The following is a 13,510-nucleotide window of genomic DNA, read 5'->3' as shown; positions in this document are numbered from 1 at the left end:
CATCAAAGCGGGCTCAACGAGCCGTCGGGGGAAACCTTGTCAGACACCTCGATGATCACGTCCGCGGGCAGCCCGGCCCGCCGCGCAGCCTGCAGGATGGCTTCCTCGGTGGGAGCGTCGTACAAGCAGTAACTCTTGCGTTTGTCCTTGGACAGGAACGAATACAGCCACTGCACTCCCTCCTCACCATTGATCCGGTTGACCTCGTCGGCGATTTCGGCTGTGGCCTCAAATTGGTCAACGTACCGGCGTTCGATCAAGAAGACGGGCATGATCATACCTTTCTCGAAGGAATGCCTATCCAACATACTCTCGTTTACTCCGGTGCGACCGCCGGTTCCAGCCGAGGCCGTGCGGCCCGGCCCGGGGCAGACGCCGACAAGCTCGCCCGGATCCCGCGATGCCTCTACCGATCACGACGTTTACGTTCTTACGGCCGTTCGGCCACCCGGGCATTATCAGCCGCACCACGTGCTCCGCAGCCATCTGCCACGCTGCAGGATAGGCGACGACTGCTGAGCATTCGGCGTGGAACCATGGCGGTGTCCGGTCGGAGTCCAGGAACCAGACCGACAGCCAACCGGCACGGAAAGACCTTGTAGTCCACGACTTGACCAGCCGGGATTGCAGATCCGAATGCTGGACCTCGATGCCCCGTTCGGCGTGGGCGTCGATCGCCACGTCAAGGATCATGCCCGCCCCGGTTCGCACCTCCTGCGACGTTCGGTAACCGGCATCCTCTGCAGCCCGCTGCCAGTAGTCCTTCTGTCGTCGATGCTCCGACGACTCCATGGAGATCTCGTGGGTTTGCGTGTACTCGCGTCCTCGGATGTGCACCGCAGCGTAGCGTCTCTTCTTCAGCCGGACGAATATCTCGGCTCCGTCATCTTCGGGCGAAGCCGCTGACAGAGCAAGATCCGGTCGCCGTGCTTGATCTTGTATTGCAGCAAGCTGATCAGCGCGAAGTGACGTTCGGTGAGCTTGGCCAGGTCGAGCGGCCGATTCCGCGACGTGTAGAGCACCAAGGTCGACATCCGACGCCTCCCCGACGGCTACCCAGGACAAAGGTCGACCACCTGCACTGCAACACGGGTGATACGGGCGGGAATGCGGCCATTCGAGTGCAGATCAGACCCAGCCTCGTCATCAGTGCCAGGCGACTGCGTTCCGTCCTCGACCCGAATTCGCCTCAGCCCCGAGGTTCACCATGCCCAGTCCTACCCGGCCAGCTACTCCTACAGACGCGATGTCTCCACGTCGGGCTGGCGCCCGACTTCGCCAGCGAACCGTCGAAGGTCACGGGCTGAAGTTCGCGTTCTACGGACGGATGTCCACGGTCGAGTTCCAGGACCGGACGACCTCGTTGGGGTGGCAGCGGGAGGTCGCCGAGGAGACGATCCGTCGGCACGGCGTGATCGTGGCGGAGTACTTCGACGAAGGGTGTTCGCGTCGGCTGCCCTGGCGTGAACGGCCGGCCGCGGCACGGCTGATCGCAGCAGCGGAGAACCCGAACCATCCGTTCGATGCTGTCGTGGTCGGAGAATACGAGCGAGCGTTCTACGGGGACCAGTTCGACGCCGTGCTGACCGCGCTCCGGGAGCAGGGTGTTCAGCTGTGGCTGCCCGAGGCGGGCGGTCCGGTGAACCTTGACGACCCGGTGCACCAGGCGCTGATGCTGCTGCTCGGTTCCCAGTCACGTCGCGAGATACTGCGAGCCCGGCGCCGGGTGCTGGCCGCGATGCACACCCAGGCCCGTGTACAGGGCAGGTTCCTCGGCGGCCGGCCACCCTACGGCTACCGCCTCGCCGACGCCGGCCCCCACCCCAACCGGACCCACGCGAGCTGGGGCCGCCGCCTGCACCGCCTCGAACCCGACCCGGCCACCGCACCATGGGTAAGGTGGATCTTCCGGCAGCGAGCAACCGGACGCAGCGTGGCCGGGATCGCGCGGGAGTTGAACGACCGTGGCATCCCGTGCCCCTCAAGCGCAGACCGCGACCGCAACCGCCACCGAACGGGGCACGAGTGGATCGTCCGGACGGTGGTCGGGATCCTCGAGAATCCTCGCTACACCGGACGGCAGGTGTGGAACCGGCACGGCGCCAGAACAACCGGGCCGGCCCACCACGGTGTTCCCACGCGACCGTCGGCGGCACGAGGTTGGGCGAGGTCAGAGAAGGTGACGCATCCTGCTCTCGTGGACGAGACGACGTTCCTGGAGATCCAGGGCATGCGCGCGGCCCGACCCACCAAGTACGGCGGCACCAGGACGTACGTGCTGGCCGGCCTCGTGCAATGTCAACTGTGCGGCCGCAGGATGGACTCACACTGGGTGAACGGCCGCCCCGGCTACCGCTGCCGCCACGGCCACACCAGCGCCCGCAACCGCCCACCAGAGCTCGCCAAAAACGTCTACGCCCGCGAAGACCACCTACTCAACGATCTCCGCGCGCGATTCGTCGAGATTGACGGTACCAATGGGGCGGCGATCGCTGACTACCTAAGATCGAACAACCTGACGATCATGTGCGGCGGCCCGACTCGAGAAGTCAGGCATGCAGTCCACCACGCGCACTTACCACCACAGACGAGACCGCCGGCGACCAGCTGCTGCTACTCTGACCCAGCCGCGATGCGCGGCTCCATGGGGTAATTGAGTGTCCGAGGACCGAGTTGATCTACAACCCCACACTAAAGTTCGCCGCCGACCTGCAGTTGCCGTAACCGTCGATCGAGTGAGCCGGTACGCTGGCAGGCCGCTTCACCAGATCACCTCAACAGGCGATCGCCCTCGCCTCTTCAAGTCGTGCAGCAGGTCGGCTGCATTAGGAACGTGCCCAGCGAGCCATGACGCGCGACACGGGCCCGCCGCAGGGTTGAGGCCGGGCAGGTAGCGAGTCCAGCGTCCCAGCCCGACAGGTCGGCTAGCGGCAACCGCTCGTCCGCGAAGTCCAAGGTCGAACCCCTGGTCAATGGCGACGTCGGTGAAGTTGGTCGCCACCGGCCACCCATCCCAAACCGGCACTTCGACTCGCCCCTGGCAGAAAGATCGGCGAATCGGCCGTCAGCGCCGCCGACCAGCAAGATCCGGCCGCCGTAAGCGTGGACATAGCAGCTTGCCAGTGGACGTCGGAGACGTGGGCAAGGTCTTGAAGCGCAAACTTTCCTGCATCCAGTGGTACAGTCCGGCCAGGCATACAACCATCTGGCTTCCGCGAGCGGACACGCCAACCTGTATGGAGACACCGTGACGCACGAACGTCCCGGCGCCGAGCCCGTCGTCAAGGCGGACCCCGGCGTTTCGGCGCAGCTCCTGGCGGAGCTGGCCGTCGACCCCACAGCAAGCACCCGATCAGGCCCTTACGTCCGATCGTTCGCTGCGGAGCTCACCGAAGTCGGGCTTGGTGAGATCGATGCACTGATCGGCTTCCGTCTTCCTTATTCGAGCGCCGAGTTCGACCTGATCCTGGCGGGCATCCACCCTGAGAGCAGGGAACCATCCTACGTCGCGGTCGAGCTCAAGGGCTGGGATGCGGCACGACTGGAACCCTCCGGCCTCGCTGTTGCGACGGGCTCCACGAGCCGGCACCGCACGCTCCACCCCGTGGTCCAGCTCGACAAGATGATCGCCTACCTCCGCGAGCGCGCGGTCACTCGGGATCACCCGATTAGCGGGCTGGTCTGGTTTCCGCAAGCCAGCGACGCGGACGTGGCTTCCCTATTCGACTTCGTGAGCCCTGAAGGCACCCGGGTCTTTACCCCCGAGAGCCGGGAAGCGATGGCCGTTTTCCTCCGCTCCCAGCTCGCGCCGGATCCGGACCGGCGCGCCGTCGGAGCGCTCACCTCGACGGCAGTGAGCGAGCCGCGCCCCCTTCTGGTCGCGGCAGCGAACGAATTCAAGAATCCCGACGAGTTCGTGTTCCTCGGCAACCAGGAACTGGCGCGCTCCACTGTCCTCAAGGCGGCTGAACGCGGCACGAACGAGACCCTGATCGTCACCGGGCCACCGGCCACCGGCAAGAGCGCGATCGCCACCTCCCTGGTCGCGGAACTCGACCGACGCGGGTACTCGGTCAACCATGCCACCGGGTCGCGCCCGGCGACATCGACCTGGCGCAAAGTGGTCGGCACCGGGAACCCCGGCACCAAGGTGCGCAGCCTCTTCACGTACTTCAACAACTACACGGGGGCAGTGCCCTGTGGCCTCGACGTCCTGATCTGCGACGAAGCACAACGCATCCGAGGCAGCTCGGCGAACCGCTACACACCACGGGACCGGCGAACCGGAGTTCCGCAAGTCGTCGAACTAATCCAAGCGGCCAAGGTGTCGGTGTTCTTCCTCGACCCGGAACAGGCGCTGCGCCCCGGGGAGATCGGCACGGAAGAGCTGATCGCGTCCGCCGCGGCGGACAACGGCCGCACCGTCCGCCGCATCACACTCGACACGCAGTTCGGGGTGGACGGAAGCAGCGAGTATCTCGAGTGGACAAGCCGGTTGCTGGACGGAGAACGGCGCACACCTCCGATCTGGACCGGCGGCCGGGAGTTCACCGTCGAGGTCGCCGACACACCACACGACCTCGAAGCCCGGATCAGGGAACGGGCAAGCGACGGCACCGCTCGAATCGTGGCGGGACTGTGCTGGCCGTGGCACGAGGCCAAGCCTGGCGAGGACCTACCGCTCGACATCCGGATCGGCGACTGGGCGCGGCCCTGGAGTGTCAAGGGCGACCGTGGGGTGCACGGTGCGCCGTCGGGCACCCTCTGGGCAAGTGATCCAGCGGGGTTCGGACAGATCGGCTCGGTCCACAACGTCCAAGGCTTCGAATTCGCCTGGACCGGCGTCATCATCGGGCCCGACCTGGTGTGGCGCACCGATCGCTGGGTCGCACGTCCGGAGGAGAGTTACGACACCAGCCTCCGCCGTCTCGACGACCGCGCCGTGGAGAAGCACATCCGGCGGGCGTACGGCGTACTCCTGAGCCGGAGCCGTAAGGGCACGATCATCTACTCGACGGACCCCGAAACGCGGCAGATGCTGCACCAGATCGTTCCGTCGAACGCACGCTGAGCAGCACTCTCAGCGGAAAGGAACCGCCGGACGAACCGTCACCGCAGCACCGATCACGCAGAAACGGCTTCGGGCTTCCGCCTCGCGGACATGCCCTCACACGTTCTGGAGAACACCCGTGGATTCCCTGTCCAGCGACGTCCCCGACACCGGGACCCCCTCGTCTACACCGATCTGCCCCAGCGGAGAAACCCTACCGCCTGAACGGATAGCGCCACCTCAAAGCAAGGTGTGCTGGATCCTCGACGACGACAATCGGACCCGACGCGCACGCAAGCTCCTCATCCCGCTGTGCTTCACCGCCATCATCCTGACCTTCCTGGTTTCGGGCACCCTTTTGCTCATCGGACTGCTCAACCCCGGATTCTGGGGCACACTGGCCACTCTTGCCGGCGTCGTGGGAACCGGTGGAGCGTCCTGGCCGATCGCCAGGAAGTGGTGGACTAGTCGCACCAAGAGCGACGACAACTAGACCGGGCGAGGGTGGTTCTCGACGTGTTCGGACCACCCTCGTCGGGTACCCGACAGCAACACCCCCCAGTCAAAGGCAGCGTTAGCTCATCAGCAATCTGTCGCCGTACGCCACGTCAGTTTCCTTGAGCACCTCGGCGCAGGAGCCCATCGTCAGCGACCCGACCGGCGTAGAGTCAGAGCGCCCGGTCGATAAGATCGAAACGCAATGCTTCCTGTGGTATAGCTCGGCCGTCGGTCAACAACTCGACACTCCGATCCCGCACGGCTTCCGGAAGCCACTCCGCCAGGTCACGGGCTCGGCCCGGCTCGACTGCGGTGCCGGTTCGCGATGGCCGGTCCGCCAACAAGCGCCAAAGCGTCTCTGCCGGTCCCGCCGGGATCCCGAACCGGCTGACGACCGCGCAGGCTGCCGCCGCGATCTCGAGGCCCGGGGCGTCGAGGTCACCCAGGTAATCGAACCGCGTCACCCGGAGCGGCAGTTCCGGGACCGACGCCAACGGTGCCGTGTTCCGTCCCTGGATCCAGGCCACCGCCGCCCACCTCGGCGTCGTTCGCGCCCGAAGCACCCTGAGCAGGCTCCGGAACGTGGCGTGGTTCTCCACGCAGACCAGCGCACCGGGCGGGCCGACGACCGGTACGGCCGGTTCCCAGGTCAGCGGCGTCGGAACGCGGACACACCGCAGCAGGTCGAACGTCAGCCGCCCCGGCCGCCACAGCGTTTCCCCGCCCGCTGGCGGTGTGGAGTCGAAGGCCTTCTCGTTGCCGAGGACCTCATACGCACGTTCGGCAGCCGGAATGACCGCCACCCGCCCGCCGTTCGTGCGCCGCAGCCAGTCGTTGACGGCGAGCAGCACCGTTCGCTGGGTGTGCAGCAGGTCGAGCGAAGTCGCCCAGCCCGCGAGCTCGGGTCGCAGAGGTACGCCGACCGGACGCCGCTGATCACCGGGCGGAACCGTCCTGATGAGCTGGATGGACTTGGGCAGCGCGCTGCGCCCGCGCCGGACCGTCGCCTTGGCGACGGACCAGAGACCAGCCTCTCGCCCGCGTTCAAGGGTGACCCGGACCAGGTCGGGGACGTCGGCGGGCTCGGCTCCGGGAGCGAGCTTCCCCAGCTCGGTGGCGAACGTGTCGATGTCGTGGCGACCGCCCCGGCCCTCCGGATCGAGCGCGAGGACCAGTGCGTCGAGGTCGACCGTGGTCATTCGCCGAGGACCTGCAAGACGTCGTGCTGGATCAGCTCGAGATCTGCCAGTTCGCGTCTCCCGTCATCGACGAGCACGACCTTTTCGCCCGACGACGGCCGCGAACGGCGAGCCAGGGTGATGATCCGGTCGAACATCGACAGCGCCCCCTTGTCCTTGGGAGCGGCGGTGAAGACGAGCTGCAGCCCGAGCTTGTCGGCCGCGAGGCGCATGGTCCGGACGAACTGGTCGGCGGACGCCTGGCCAAACGGGTTGTCCAGCCACAACCAGCCGATCGAGGTGTCGTTGCCGGCCGCCTTCACCCGGGCCATCGTGGCGTACAGCAGCACGCCCGCCGTCACCCGCTGCCCGCCGGAGAAGTTCTTCAGCTCGGCGACGTCGACCCGGTCGAGGGCGAGATCGGTGTGGGGCTTCAGAAGCCGGACGCGGAACGGTGCGTCGACGAGGGCCCGTGCGGCGGCGAACAACATCGCCTGGGCATCCGAGCTGCCCGAGCCGGGCGCCAGGAGAGCGTGGACGACTCGCGCCACGCGGTCGACCGAAACGGATTCGTCGACCGGCACGGGTTCGTGGTCGATCACGGCGAAGCGCTGTCCCGACCACTCCCCCAGCCCTTCGGGCAGACGTGACTGGTTCTGGTAGTGCCGCAGCTTCTCGATCGCCGTGGACGCCTGAATATGCAGCATCCTGGCGCACGTCCGCACGCGTTCGTCGTGCTGCCCGAGGTCGTCCCGGAGGGTGGCCGCCCGCTGCTCGAGCTGTCCCGCGATGCGTTCGGAGTCCAGGGCGAGGCTCTGATCCGTTCTGAGCCGCGCGATCAAGTCGGCCAGGTGAGGATCGGCCCGGTCTTCGACAGCTCTCGCGTCCTTGCCGTTGGTGTGAGCCTGCACGCCGGCCGTCAGCTCGTTCAGCGCGTCCTGGGCTCGCGAGACGTTCTCGTTCGCAGCCCGCAGCTCTTCGGTGCCGTTGGCGAGGGTCTCGGTGAGCACGCCCACGTCGTCGAAAACGCGTCCGTTCGGAACCTCGACCGTGAGGTGGCGGAGCGGCCGCACCGAAACCTCGATCAGCCGACGCGCTTCCGCAGCCTTCTTGCCGTCCTCTTCGGCCTCCTTCATCAGGCGGTCTTCGAGACCACGCTTCTCGAGGTGTTCCACCGCCACCTCGTTGAGCTGACGTGCGTACTGATCGGCTTCCAGCGGCGCGGTGACCCGTACCGCGCTTGGGTACCCGTCGGCGTCCGGAGAGCTGCGGTCCTCCCGGTCGTCGACACGCTGCTGGTGGACGCGTCGAGCAGCCTCTGCCGTGGCCTCGGCCTGCGCGTAGGCGATCCCGGCCTCGGAACTGCGTGCTTCGGCGGCCCGGGTCGACTCGGCCAACGCGACCGGGTGGCGGGCTCCTCGGCTCGCTGCGTACTCCCGGGCAAGCTCGCGCCGCTCCCGGTCCGTGCCGATCCTTGCCTCGGCATCGGCGAGTTCGCCGCGGAGCTGCTCGATCTCGTCGGACAGCGCGGGATCGATCGTGGCGTTCGCCAATGTCTCCTGCACACCGTCCAGGCGCGCCCGGAGAACGGTCACTTCTTCGTCCGGGATCGGCCCGTCCGTGGTCGGAGCCAGCCCGGCCCCGCGCAAAGCGTCGGCGGCGTCATCGCGCGCATGCTCATGGTCGTCTTGCAGACGCTTGGCCTCTTCAATATGTTCCGCCAGATCGGCCTTGACGTCCGACAGCTCCCTGATGCGCGCGCCGAGCGAGGCGATTGCATCACGGAGTCCCGGCAACGCCCGACGCGCCGCGGCGATCGTCTCGGCAGCGGCGATCGCGGGGACGAGCAAGCGGCGCTGCTCGGCTGCCGTGTCGATCGTCAGCTGTGCCTGTTCCACCACGCCCTGCTGCATGGATCGTTCTTCTTTCAGCGCGGCGATTTCCTCCTGCGCGGCCTGCTCGTGCCCGCTTGCCTCCGCTCCTCGTTCCTCGGCGGCCTTGATGCTGCCGTCGAGCCCAGGTCGAGGGTTCACCTGGAATTCCTGCCACAGCTGCTCGCAGGTCGCGAGGACACCACGAAGGAGCTGGGCTCGTGCGATGGCCTTGGCGCGAGCACCCTCCGCCCGAGCGCGGTCGTCGATGGCCGCGGCAACGAGCCCGGCCGCCGCGTCCCGGTCGAAGACCCCCGCGGGCGGCAGCAGAATCCGCGCTTCGGTTCCGCTGCCCCCGGCCCCCACCGCCGCGGCCTCGGGATCGATGACCGCACCGACCCAGAGGGCGACATCGAGGTCGAGTTCGTCGAGCACGGCAGCCACCGTCGGCACGAGGCGCGGCTCCGCGACGACGAGTCCCGAAGCGATGTCCGGCCGCGACCGGGCGAACGACTCCGCGGGCTCGGCGCTCATCGTGTCCGCGATCCACCGCCACCCGGACCAGACCGTGAGTTCTTCCTGTTCACAGCGCCGCACCGCGTCCTCGACGATCTCGGCCGGGGGCAGGAGCCCGTCGGTGCCGATCGAGCCGATCGTGCGCTGCGCCGCCTCGGTCGCCCGGCGAGCTTCTTCGGCGTCACCGTCCGCCCGGGTGGCGCGTCCAGTCAGCACGTCGGTGAGGATCGGCCGGCCCTCCCAGAGATCGGCGACCGCACCGCCGAACGCGTCCAGGACGAGCTCGTTTTCTTCGAGTGCGGTCACTCGCCGGTTGACGGTGTTCAGCTGCCCGCGGAACCGCTCGACGTCGTCGCGTGCTTCGTTGACCCGCCGTTGCGCCGCCGCGAGCCGGTCCTGCGCAGTACCGAGATCCGCTTCGATCCGCTCCAGCTCGAGTCCGGCGACGCGTCTCCGGCCCTGTGCGGTGGTGATCGTCTCGGCGAGAGCCCGATCCCGCTGTGCCGGTTCGTCACCTTCCGACAGCAAGCCCGCCTCGACGACCTCGGCCAGCCTGCTCTCCGCTGCGGTCCGGTCCTTTTCGTGCTGCGCCGCCTGCTGAGTGACGGCACCTCGTTCGCCGAGCGCCTTCTTCTCTTCGTCGGTTGCTGCCTCGAGGTCGGTACGTGCCTTCTTCAGCCTCTTCTCGGCGGCTTGGCGGGCGTTCTCCGCTTCGTCCCGGCGTGCGGTCAGCAACCGGGCGACACTGTGTCTGAGCCTGCTTTCCTCGCGCTGCAGTTGTTCCGTCTTCATTTCGACCACTCGCCGTCGCTCCTCGAGACCGGCGAGACGACCGGTGAGCTTGCCGCTCTGCAGGACGTCTTCGACGATCCGCCAGGCAGCGAGCTGTCTCTCGGCATCCTTTCGTTCGTCGAGCTTCCGGTCGGCGATGCCTTCCGCTTCCCGGACTCGCAGCTCGGCGGCACGCAGTTCCATCCGAAGGCGGTGGGCTTGGGCCCGCCGCGCCGCCGAGCCGGCTTCCCGGCGAGCGCCGTCGTGGTGGTCATAGAGCTGCTTCGACGTTTCCTCCTTAAGCCGCAACGCCGCAGTCGTGGCCTCGGCGTCGGCCACGGCCGAGACGGCGCGTGTCCTGGCCGCCGTGGCCGCGCGGCGCTGCTTGCCGGCCTCGTCCTGTGCGACGGCGAGGTCGAACAGCGGCTCGATGAGTTTCTGCCACAGGTTCAGCTCCTCCTCCCAGCGCGGCCGGGCGGCGGCGTTGGCCCGCAGGACGTCGACGCTGTTCGTGATCTGCTCCACCGTCGAAGTCGGCATGGTGGCTCCGACGAGCCACTGGACGAACTGGTCGGAGTCGGTGAACCGCATGACCCGGTCGACGCCGCCTTCGGCGGCGTTCATGACGGCTTGGAAGCGGACCTGGTCGAGATCGACGCCGACGGCGTCGAGCCACCTTCGCCAGCTCCCCTGGTGGTCGGACGGCGAGTGTGGGGGCGCCGCGCCGCCCGACGGCAGAATGGCACGCACGCCGTCCGTGAACTGGTTGCGGGTGGCCCATCTCCCGGCCTCGGTCCGGAACGGGAGGTCGTCGATGGTGGGCCCGTGCTCACCCGAGAACCAGCCGTAGAAGGCGCGGTGCAGCCGCGACGGGTTCTCGAGGTCCTGGGTGCCGCCACCGGGCCAGTCGGCGACCATGCCGACCACGACCCGTTGCAGCTCCCCGTCGACGACCCGGCTGGCCTGCTCGACGACGTGGCAGACATCGCGGGACCGGACCAGCTGGGCCAGCGACCGGTCCGAATCGCCGCGGATGAAATCCCGGGAAGACGGCAGGTAGAGGGCGTACCTCAAGGCCGTGACCATCGTCTTGCCAGTGCCGTTGTCCGCCCACAGAGCCGCGTGCGCGGTCGGGTCGAGCGGCTCCGACCACCTGAGGTCCAGCCCCTCCAACCGGGACTCGGCCAGGCCGGCGCCAGCCAGGAAGGTTCGTTCCAGCCGCCAGCCGAGGTGCTTCACGCGTCCTCCTCATCGAGTGCGGAAATTCCCGAGTTCACGATGGTCTGCCACGCCAGCGGACCGCCACCGGCGGCGACGTGGGCACGAAACCGGTCGGTTGACCGCCACACCCGCAGGTCCGGGCGCGGCGGCGAGATCGTCCGATCCGGCACCAGGAGACCGAAGGCAGCCAGCATGCCGAGCACTTCTTCGCACATCTTCACCGTGCATCCGCGCTTGAGCTGACCGGTGTTCTTCGTGACGGCGATCTGCTTGCGGTGGACGCTGTACTGTTCCCAAGCCGGCCCGAGACCGACGGGCAACTCGGCCTCTCCGGCCTCGACAGCGGCGGCGTGTTCCCTGATCAGCCGGTCGACGTCGATCGCGGAGACCCGCCGGGTGCCGGGCTCCCGCACCGAACGCGCGGTCGGGTAACACCAGGCGGCGACACCCCCGAGCGCCACCCCGTAGACCATCCGGTCGCTGGCGCTGCTGATCCGCAGCCACGGGGTCGTGTCCGCAACGGCGAGCGGCGAATCCACCTCCGCGGTGAGCACCAGGCCGGTGGTGCGGTCCACGGCCAAGGCGCGAACGCCGAGGCCGGCCGCGGTCTCTTCGAACGCTGTCCTCAGCTCGGGATCCGTGGTGTAGCGGTCGAGGAGCCGGTTGTACGTGTCGTGCCGGGCCGGCGTCACCGTGTGGTCGAGAGCGAACCGCAGCAGCATGCCGACGTCCCGGGCGAGGTCACGGTCGGTCATCCGGTCCCCTCCGGTGCAGCAGCAGATCCGGGAAATCGAGATCGGGAGCGTTTTCCCGGCAGGCGTCGTCGACCGCCCACCAGTCATCGCTTCCGGTGGGAAGGCCGTCCGGGCGCCACAGCATCAGCGCGTCCAAGGCGAGCAGGAGCCGCAGCCGCAGCCGAGCGGTGTGCCACCCGCCGGCGAGGGCGGCCAACTCGGCGACGGTCCGGAGATCGGGCTGGGAGAAGAGCGCGTCGGCGTCGGCCAGCAGATCGGACAGCCGCGCCTTCATCCCGGGCGCGATCCGGCGGCTGCGCAGGGCTTCGGCGACGTTGTGGAACTGCTCGGGGAATTGCTGGTAGACGCCGTCGTTCTCCTCCAGCGCGCCGGTCGCCACCTCCCGTCCGGGAACGTCGAGAACCTGGCGTGGCGGCGCGACCAGCCTATCCGCCAACGCCGAGAAGTTCAGCAGCCGTGCCGGCGCTGGAGGCGAAGCGTCGGCGCCAGCCGGCAGCGGCCGGCCGGTCAGCAAGGCGGTCAGGACATCCGCGGTGGGGTCGACCTCGGTCGCCGGGACCGCCGTGAACGCCTGCGCAGCCTGCGCGTCGCGCCAGCGTGGCGTCGCGCCGATGACGTCGGTGTGGAGTTCGGCGAGCGTCTCGACGGCCTCGCCGAGCCGGGAGATTGCCACGGTGAGCTGCTGGACGGCTTCGGGGTCCTGCTCTTCGGAGGCATCGGAGCGCAGGCTCTCCAAGTGCCGCAGGAACGTCCCGTCGACCTGGATCCGCCGTTCGAGGTGCCGCGACGCGGCCGTCAGCTCCGGGCGCAACGTGCTGACGTAATTCACCCGGCTGACATCGCGTTCGGCTTCGATGATCATGCGGCGGACGTTCGCCGAATACGTCCGTGACAACGTCAAGGCGTCCTCGGCCGATTCGATCGCCGCGCCGAGCCGTCCGCTGTCGGCCTGCGCCTGCATGACCGCGATGACCGCTTCGTGTTCGTCTTCGAGGGAGCGGTTGGTCGCGAGCAGCAGCAAGGCCACCGCGGTGTGGTCGGCGTTGACCTGCAGCGACGTCCCGTCGCCGGCCAGCGTTTCGTACAGCACTCGGACCTGGTGGGTCACGCGCGCCCAGCCGGCGTCGGCGTCGGCGTGCTCGACGGTGAAGTACGGCGACGGCTCGTCGTGCCGCAGCAGGTGATCCAACACGAACCGGGCGACCCGCTCGTGCTCGGCGACGGGCCGGTGCGGGGCCATCATGGCCGCGCCCAGGGTCATCTCGTCGAGGACCGTCTCGCGCGGCGCGCCGAGATTGCCGTCCAGCCCCGAGGAAAGCGCGATCGTGTCCACACTGAGCTGGACCAGCGCGACAAAGTCGTAGGCGGCCCAATCGACGTCCGATGGGTTCCTGGCCCGGTTGAGGTGCACCTCAAAAATCGGTGACAAGTGCGCGAGCGTGCGCCGACGGCGAGCCGCACTGCCGGACAGCGACGATCCGGTGGAGAAACCGGCCGTCACCTGCGTTCTCCGCTCAGGTCCCCGACGCCGAACCACGAGGTCATTCCCCACCTCCCGGACACTGACCGTAACCGCAGGTGGTTGGCCAGACGACGACCGATCGGGTGATGGGACGCGATCTGCCTACCCACGAGCACTACGCCAACCGC

At 68.1% G+C, this 13,510-nt stretch carries 8 protein-coding genes; 2 read left to right on the top strand and 6 right to left on the bottom strand.

Annotation, left to right across the window (positions count from 1 at the left end; translation table 11 throughout):
- Positions 1-2 precede the first annotated feature (2 nt).
- Positions 3-272 carry a DUF4242 domain-containing protein gene (locus AA23TX_RS32390; RefSeq protein WP_155546537.1) on the bottom strand — a complete coding sequence of 90 codons (270 nt, stop codon included), beginning with the start codon at positions 270-272 and terminating at the stop codon, positions 3-5.
- 585 nt (positions 273-857) lie between these two features.
- The gene (locus AA23TX_RS32385; protein WP_155546536.1) at positions 858-1,034 is read right to left on the bottom strand and encodes a hypothetical protein; all 177 of its coding nucleotides are present in this window, start codon (positions 1,032-1,034) and stop codon (positions 858-860) included.
- Between the two features lie 293 nt (positions 1,035-1,327).
- Here AA23TX_RS32385 and AA23TX_RS32380 point away from each other — a divergent pair, with 293 nt between their 5' ends.
- Positions 1,328-2,653 (top strand): recombinase family protein, encoded by a 1,326-nt coding sequence (locus tag AA23TX_RS32380; RefSeq protein WP_155546535.1) that lies wholly within the window; start codon positions 1,328-1,330, stop codon positions 2,651-2,653.
- A 594-nt stretch (positions 2,654-3,247) separates the two neighbouring features.
- Positions 3,248-5,071 (top strand): DUF2075 domain-containing protein, encoded by a 1,824-nt coding sequence (locus AA23TX_RS32375; RefSeq protein ID WP_155546534.1) that lies wholly within the window; start codon positions 3,248-3,250, stop codon positions 5,069-5,071.
- A 647-nt stretch (positions 5,072-5,718) separates the two neighbouring features.
- Here AA23TX_RS32375 and AA23TX_RS32365 read toward each other — a convergent pair.
- Genes AA23TX_RS32365 through AA23TX_RS32350 form a run of 4 tightly spaced genes read right to left on the bottom strand, consistent with a single transcriptional unit; the run spans position 5,719 to position 13,289 of the window.
- Positions 5,719-6,747 carry a hypothetical protein gene (locus AA23TX_RS32365; protein WP_155546532.1) on the bottom strand — a complete coding sequence of 343 codons (1,029 nt, stop codon included), beginning with the start codon at positions 6,745-6,747 and terminating at the stop codon, positions 5,719-5,721.
- On the bottom strand, positions 6,744-11,123 hold the full coding sequence (locus AA23TX_RS32360; RefSeq protein ID WP_155546531.1) for a hypothetical protein: 4,380 nt from the start codon (positions 11,121-11,123) through the stop codon (positions 6,744-6,746). Before AA23TX_RS32360 ends, AA23TX_RS32365 begins: the two co-directional genes overlap by 4 nt.
- A complete protein-coding gene (locus AA23TX_RS32355; protein WP_155546530.1) occupies positions 11,120-11,860 on the bottom strand; it encodes a hypothetical protein in 741 nt (246 codons plus the stop codon). Before AA23TX_RS32355 ends, AA23TX_RS32360 begins: the two co-directional genes overlap by 4 nt.
- Entirely contained in the window at positions 11,847-13,289 is a 1,443-nt protein-coding gene (locus AA23TX_RS32350) for a hypothetical protein (RefSeq protein ID WP_155546529.1), read from the bottom strand. The genes AA23TX_RS32355 and AA23TX_RS32350 overlap by 14 nt, the downstream gene beginning before the upstream one ends.
- Positions 13,290-13,510 lie beyond the last annotated feature (221 nt).

This window comes from Amycolatopsis camponoti, from assembly GCF_902497555.1.
Classification (GTDB): domain Bacteria; phylum Actinomycetota; class Actinomycetes; order Mycobacteriales; family Pseudonocardiaceae; genus Amycolatopsis; species Amycolatopsis camponoti.
Note: the sequence above shows the minus strand (reverse complement) of the source record. Positions and strands in the feature narration are given on the sequence as shown.

Excerpts from the sequence above, each read along its gene's own strand:
- AA23TX_RS32390 (WP_155546537.1), bottom strand. The coding sequence starts at position 272 with ATGCCCGTCTTCTTGATCGAACGCCGGTACGTTGACCAATTTGAGGCC.
- AA23TX_RS32385 (WP_155546536.1), bottom strand. The coding sequence starts at position 1,034 with ATGTCGACCTTGGTGCTCTACACGTCGCGGAATCGGCCGCTCGACCTG.
- AA23TX_RS32380 (WP_155546535.1), top strand. The coding sequence starts at position 1,328 with ATGTCCACGGTCGAGTTCCAGGACCGGACGACCTCGTTGGGGTGGCAG.
- AA23TX_RS32365 (WP_155546532.1), bottom strand. The coding sequence starts at position 6,747 with ATGACCACGGTCGACCTCGACGCACTGGTCCTCGCGCTCGATCCGGAG.
- AA23TX_RS32355 (WP_155546530.1), bottom strand. The coding sequence starts at position 11,860 with ATGACCGACCGTGACCTCGCCCGGGACGTCGGCATGCTGCTGCGGTTC.